At 73.9% G+C, this 6107-nt stretch carries 4 protein-coding genes; 3 read left to right on the top strand and 1 reads right to left on the bottom strand.

The window, feature by feature from the left end; all coding sequences use genetic code 11:
- Positions 1-27: 27 nt before the first annotated feature.
- From Vse01_RS19450 to mptB (Vse01_RS19460), 3 genes are all read left to right on the top strand, one after another.
- Positions 28-1656 carry a hypothetical protein gene (locus Vse01_RS19450; RefSeq protein ID WP_093401262.1) on the top strand — a complete coding sequence of 543 codons (1629 nt, stop codon included), beginning with the start codon at positions 28-30 and terminating at the stop codon, positions 1654-1656.
- 134 nt (positions 1657-1790) lie between these two features.
- The gene (mptB, locus tag Vse01_RS19455; protein ID WP_170863260.1) at positions 1791-3203 is read left to right on the top strand and encodes a polyprenol phosphomannose-dependent alpha 1,6 mannosyltransferase MptB; all 1413 of its coding nucleotides are present in this window, start codon (positions 1791-1793) and stop codon (positions 3201-3203) included.
- A gap of 196 nt (positions 3204-3399) precedes the next feature.
- Positions 3400-4884 (top strand): polyprenol phosphomannose-dependent alpha 1,6 mannosyltransferase MptB, encoded by a 1485-nt coding sequence (gene mptB / locus Vse01_RS19460; RefSeq protein WP_093401260.1) that lies wholly within the window; start codon positions 3400-3402, stop codon positions 4882-4884.
- A 190-nt stretch (positions 4885-5074) separates the two neighbouring features.
- Here the strand turns inward: mptB (Vse01_RS19460) and Vse01_RS19465 are convergent, their stop codons facing one another.
- Positions 5075-6052 (bottom strand): hypothetical protein, encoded by a 978-nt coding sequence (locus tag Vse01_RS19465; protein ID WP_093401259.1) that lies wholly within the window; start codon positions 6050-6052, stop codon positions 5075-5077.
- Positions 6053-6107 lie beyond the last annotated feature (55 nt).

Raw genomic sequence — 6107 nt, forward strand, 5'->3', positions numbered from 1 at the left:
GGTCACTGATCGTGGTAGGACTGCTCGGTGCCGACCTCGACCCACGCTGCCGTCCCGGAGGGGCAGGCCGCCGAAGCTGCGCCGGGTGCCGGTGCACGCAGGGCGGCGTACCCGGTCCTCGGCGCGCTTGTGGTGTCGCTGCTGCTGGCTGTCGCGTTCCTGCTGGCCCCGCCCATGGGCACCGACCTCTCCGCGCAGGTGGCCCGCGCGGGTTTCGCCGAGCGCAACGGTCTCGCCCCGCTGGACTTCTCCTGGTACGGCGGGGTCAACCAGTTCGGTTACAGCCTCTACACCCAGACGCTCGGCGCGCTTGTCGGGGTGCGCCCGGTCGGTGCGGTCGCGGCGGTCGTCTCCGCCGTGGCACTGGCCTGGCTGCTGGTGCTGACGGGTGCCCGCCGTCCGCTGCTCGGCGGCCTGCTGGGTGCGATCGTCCTGGTGGGGAACCTGGCCAGTGGCCGGATCACCTTCGCCGTCGGCCTGATGTGGGCGCTGCTCGCGCTCTGCCTGGTGGCGCTGCCCCGGGGGGCGCGTTGGTGGCGGCTGGTGGCGGCCGGTGCGGCGGCGGTGCTCGCGACAGCCGCCAGCCCGGTGGCCGGCCTCTTCCTCGGCCTGGCCGGCGGTGCCCTGCTGGTCCTCGACGTCTGGCGGGACCGGCGACCCGGAACCGCCGCGCTGGTCCTGTGCCTCGCGCCGCTGGTGACTGTGGCGCCGATGGCGGCGCTCTTCGGCAACGGTGGCCGGCAGCCGTTCAGCGCCGAATCACTGCGGATCAACCTCGCCCTGGCCGTGGTGGTGCTCGTGCTCGTACCGGTCCGGGCACTGCGGGTCGGTGCCGCGCTCACCGCGCTGCTCCTGGTCGCGGCCTATCACCTGCCCAGCCCGATCGGCTCGAACGCGCTGCGCCTGCCGATGCTCTTCGCGCTGCCGGTCGCCGCGGCGTACGTCGGACTGGGCCGGCGCTGGCTGGCCGCACTGCTAGTCGCGTTGTTCTGGTGGCAGTCCCCGGTGATGACCAACGACATCGCCCGCCGGGGGTCGGCACCGGCGTACGCCGCCTTCCATGAGCCGTTGCTGGACGACCTGGAGCGGCGGGCACCGGTGGGCCGGATCGAAGTGGTGCCGCTGCGGGACCACTGGGAGAGCGCCTTCGTGGCCGCCGCCGTGCCACTGGCCCGGGGCTGGGAGCGGCAGGTCGACGTGGGACGTAACCCGCTCTTCTACGACGGCAGTCTCGATGCCGGGCGGTACGGCGAATGGCTGCGCCGCAATGCCGTCAGCTATGTCGCCGTCGCGCCGGACGCGGCCCTCGACCGGTACGGCCGGGACGAGGCGACGCTCGTGCTGGCCGGCCAGCCGTACCTGCGGGAGGTCGGCCGCCCCGGGCAGTGGCGCCTGTACCAGGTGCTCGACCCGGCACCACTCGTCTCCCCGCCGGCTCGGCTCGTCACCTCCGACGACGCGGGGGTGCGATTCACCGTCGACACGCCCGCCGATGTGCTCGTCCGGGTCCGTTGGTCCCGTTGGCTGGCACTGTCGGCGGGAGACGGGTGCCTGAGCGCCGACCCGGACGAATGGGTCATCGTACGGGCCCGAACTGCGGGAACCTTCGAGATCACGAGCAGCCTGCGGCCCTCCGGCCACTGCCCGCCCGGCTGACGGTCAGCGCTCGACGGCTGGGGTGGGCGGCCGCCGGTGCGTTGGTTGCCGGTGGGCGCGGGCGGGGGCCGGGCAGGGGCGGCGCGCGATGCCCACCTCCGGAGCGGGCGCACGGTACTGGCAGCATGTCGGACGTGCCCCATCACCTCGTGCGCTGGACCGGACTGGCTGGATCGATCATGCTCGCCGTGGCGGCGTTCCTCGGCGGTGCGCTGCCCGACGGTGATCTGCGACCCAACCCGGTCAAGATCTGGCTGGGCCCGAACGGGCCGCTGATCATCGGGCTGTGGCTGTTCGGCACCGCGGCCATGGCGGTGGCCTGGTGGACGCTGCGGGACCGGGTGCCGTCGGCCCGGTGGGCCCTGGTCACCGCCGGGCTGTGGGCGCTGCCGTTCCTGTTCACGCCGCCGCTGGGCAGCCGGGACGCCTACGCGTACGCGTGCCAGGGGGCGAGCTACGCCAACGGCATCAGCCCCTACGAGTACGGCGTGTCGACGCTGCCCTGCCCGTGGCTGGACACCATGTCGTACATCTGGCGGGACACCCCGGCGCCGTACGGTCCGCTGTTCGTGGTGCTCGCCGGCGCGGTGGTCGCCGCGACGGGTTCCCTGATCGGCAGTATCGCGCTGTTCCGGGTGCTCGCGGTGGCCGGCGTGGTGCTCACGGCGGTCTGCCTGCCGGTGCTGGCCCGTCGGTGCGGCGTGCCGACCGGCCGGGCCCTCTGGCTCGCCCTGGCCAGTCCGCTGGTCGGGGTGCACCTTATCTCCGGCGTACACAACGATGCGCTGATGGTCGGGCTGATGGTGGCCGGGCTGGCCGTGGTGGTCAGTCGCCCCGGGCGACCCTGGCCGCTGCTGGCCGGCGGCGTCGTGCTTGGCCTGGCCGCCGGCATCAAGGTGACCGCGCTGGTGGTGGTGCCGTTCGCGGCGCTCGCCGCGATCACCGGCGGCTTCTCGCTGCGCGCGCTGCTGCGCCACGGTACGCCGGTGGTGGGCGGTGCCGTGGCCACGCTGTTCGGCGTGACCCTCGCCGCCGGGCTGGATCTCGGTTGGATCACCGGGTTGTCGCACGGCAACGAGGTGGTCGCCTGGACCTCGCCGTCGACCGCCGTCGGGCAGACCGTCGGTTACCTGGTGCTGCCGTTCGGCCTGCACATCGACGCGTTGCCGGTGACCCGGGGCATCGCGGTGCTGGTGCTGGCGGCGTTGCTGGTGTGGCTGTGGTTCCGGGCCCGCCACCGGGAACCGCTCTGGCACGCCGCGCTGGCGTTGACCGCGACGGTGGCGCTCGCCCCGCTGTTCCACCCCTGGTACTGGTTCTGGCCGTTGGCGCTGCTCGCCGCCACCGCGCAGCGCACCTGGTGGTTCAGCGCGGTGACCGGGTACGCCGCGTTCCTGGTGCTGGCCGACGGCACCGGCCTGCCCCGCTACACCAAGACGGTAGGTGCGCCGCTGATGACGCTGTTCGTGATCGTGGTGACGGTCCGCTTGGTACGGTCGGCGAAGGAGGCCCGGGCGGCGGCCCGTCAACCGGTGCCTGCCGATTAGGGCGGGTCTTCCCGGAGGGGACCCCCTGGGCCAGTTCCGGCGAGGCGTCCCTGGACCCCGCACCTGAGGAGAGGTACCGCCGGTGACCGATCCCGGCGCCCGTCCCCATCCCGAGCCCCGCTGCGCGTCCGGCGACCGGCGCGATCCGGGTCCCGGGTGCGATCGGGGACGCGGGCGGGATCCCGATGCCCGGGCGGTGGGCGCGCGGGACCGGGTCGCCCGGTACACCGGACTGGTGGGGGCGCTGCTGCTGGCGGTCGTCGGGTACCTCGGCGGCGCGCTGCCCGATGCCACCACCGCCCCTGACGGCGGACCGCTGACCGTCACGTTGTGGCTGCTCGGCACGACCGCCATGGTGGGCGCCTGGTGGGCACTGCGCGACGGTGCGCCGTCGACCAGGTGGGCGTACGTCACCGCTGGGTGGTGGACGCTGCCGCTGCTGGTCACCGCCCCGCTGGGCAGCCGGGACGTCTATTCGTACGCCTGCCAGGGCTGGATCTACGCCGACGGTGGTGATCCGTACGCCATCGGCGTGGCTGCGGCCGGCTGCCCCTGGGCGGAGGCGGTCGCGCCGGTCTGGCGGGACACCCCGGCCCCGTACGGGCCGTTCTTCGTGCTGCTCGCCGCGCTGGCCGTGGTGCTGGGCGGTGGGCTGGTCGGCACGGTGCTGCTGCTGCGGATGCTGGCGCTCGCGGGCGTGCTGGCGGCGGCGGCCTGCCTGCCCGGCCTGGCCCGGGCAGCCGGCGTACCGCCCCGGCGGGCGACCTGGCTGCTGCTGGCCTGCCCGCTGGTCGGGGTGCACCTGGTGGCCGGGGCGCACAACGACGCGGTGATGCTCGGCCTGCTCCTGCCCGCCCTACTGATGCTGGTCCGCCGTCCGGGCCGGCTCGGATCGCTGCACCCGGTCGTTGTGCTCGTGGTCGCCGGGGTGCTGCTCGGTCTGGCGGTGTCGGTGAAGGCGACCGCCGTGGTGGTGCTGCCGTTCGCGGCGCTGGTCACCGTGCGGGGCCGGCCCGTCGTGCGGACGCTGCTGCGCGACGGTGGCGTGCTGGCCGTCGGGGCGGTCGGCGGGCTGCTGGCCCTCTCGCGGCTGGCCGGTCTCGGGCTCGGCTGGCTCGGTGGGCTGGGCCGCAGCGGCGACACGGTGCAGTGGACCTCGCCGCCGACCGCCGTCGGCATGCTCGTCGACTACGTCGGTGAACTCTTCGGCCGCCACCCCGACGCGGTCCCGGTAACCCGCACAGCCGCCCTGCTTCTCCTGGCCGCCCTGCTCCCCCTCCTCTGGCTCCGCACCCTCTCCGCCCTCCACCCCCCACCCAAACCCCACCCCAAAGCGTTGATCAAGAAGTTTTCGCCGCAGCAAGCGCTAATCGAAGGCAAAAACCTCTTGATCAACCCGGTCGGGGGTGCGGGGGTGGGGTTGGTGGCCACTGTGGTGCTCGCGCCGGTGTTTCATCCCTGGTACGCCACCTGGCCGCTGGCGTTGCTCGCGGTGGTGGCGACCCGGACCGCCTGGTTCGTGGCGCCGTGCGCGCTGGCCTCGTTCCTCGCCCTGCCGGACGGCACCAATGTGGCCCGGCTGACCAAGGCTCCGGGCGCGATTGCGATGACGGCACTGGTCCTCGCCACGGTCCTCTGGTCCCTGTCCCGCCGCCGGCCCTGGCGATCAACCCCACCCTGATCGACGGCGCTGCGCCGTTGCCGGATTCTCACCGAGTCGTAACTGATCCGCCCGTCTGCTCCTCCTCAGGCGCGCGGTTGCGCAGCCGAAGCGTGGCAGCAAAGCTGTTCGACACGCCGGTGTGAAGCACCTGCACTGCCACAGCCGCCGAGCCCTCCTCCGTGCGCGGTTAAGCGGCGGCGGGGCCCGGTCAGCGGCGGGCGCCACAGGTGGGACAGGGTTCCCCGGGGCTGTTCCCGATGCGACGGCGCAGGGCTACGGCGGCCGGCAGCACGGCCGGGCCGAGCAGCCCCACCGTGAGCGCGGCCCCGACCAGGGTCGGATAGGTCGGACGCGGAGCGCCGCCGAGGCCGTCAACCGCCCCGGCCAGGATGTGCACGCTGAGTAGACCGACCGGGGTGAGCAGGGCGATCACCGCCCAGCCACCCCGCCAGTCCCGACGCATGGCCAGCCCGACGGCAAGCAGCAACGCGACCACCAGCAACACCGCCCCGGCAGCCGGCAGTAGCTGCTCGGACGTCCACCGGTACGAGCCCCAGTAGTTGCTGTGCCCGAGGACGTAGGCGGTCATGCCACCGCCGGCGACCGCCGTGATGGGCAAGGCCCGAGCCGGCAACGGCAGGTGGGTGTCGACGGTAAGCGCCAGCACGCCGAGGGCGACCTGTGGCACCAGCACCAGCAGCGGAGGTCTGGGCAGGCCTGCGGCCGGGCTCGCCAGGAGAACCGCCACGGTGGCCAGCACCGCCACCGCGAGGGCCAGCCGAGTCGGTTGGCCCGGTGCCACGAGCACGAGGACCGCCACCACCAGCCACGCGAGCCACGCGACGAGGCCGGTCGACGCGAACGGGCCGAACACCGGCACGCCCGTCTCGGGCGGTGGCGGGCTTTGCTCGACGAGTGTCCAGAAGCCGGCCAGGAAGGCGGCGGTGGTCAGCGCGAGCAGTGCCGCGAGGCGTACCCCGGGAATCAGGTCGGTGGCACCGGCGGCCCGCAGCCGCTGGCGGAGGCCACCGCGCACGAGGTCGGCGGCGTCCGCGGGGGAGGGCCAGCGCCGGCGTGGGTCCGCCAGGTCGAGGTACGTCCCGACGATCTCGTCGCCGCGGTCGTGGCGGTAGTCCGGCGGGTACGCCCGCAGCAGGTGCCGGTATCGGCGCTCCAGAGTGCTCATGCCCGCCCTCCGCTTCGCTGCGTGCTGGCCTGAGGCCCCAGCGCACTGCGTTGAT

It is taken from the genome of Micromonospora sediminimaris (assembly GCF_016863575.1).
Taxonomy (GTDB): Bacteria; Actinomycetota; Actinomycetes; order Mycobacteriales; family Micromonosporaceae; genus Micromonospora; species Micromonospora sediminimaris.

What these genes read in the sequence shown, in the direction of transcription:
- Vse01_RS19465 (WP_093401259.1), bottom strand. Translation starts at nt 6,052, where the DNA reads ATGAGCACTCTGGAGCGCCGATACCGGCACCTGCTGCGGGCGTACCCG.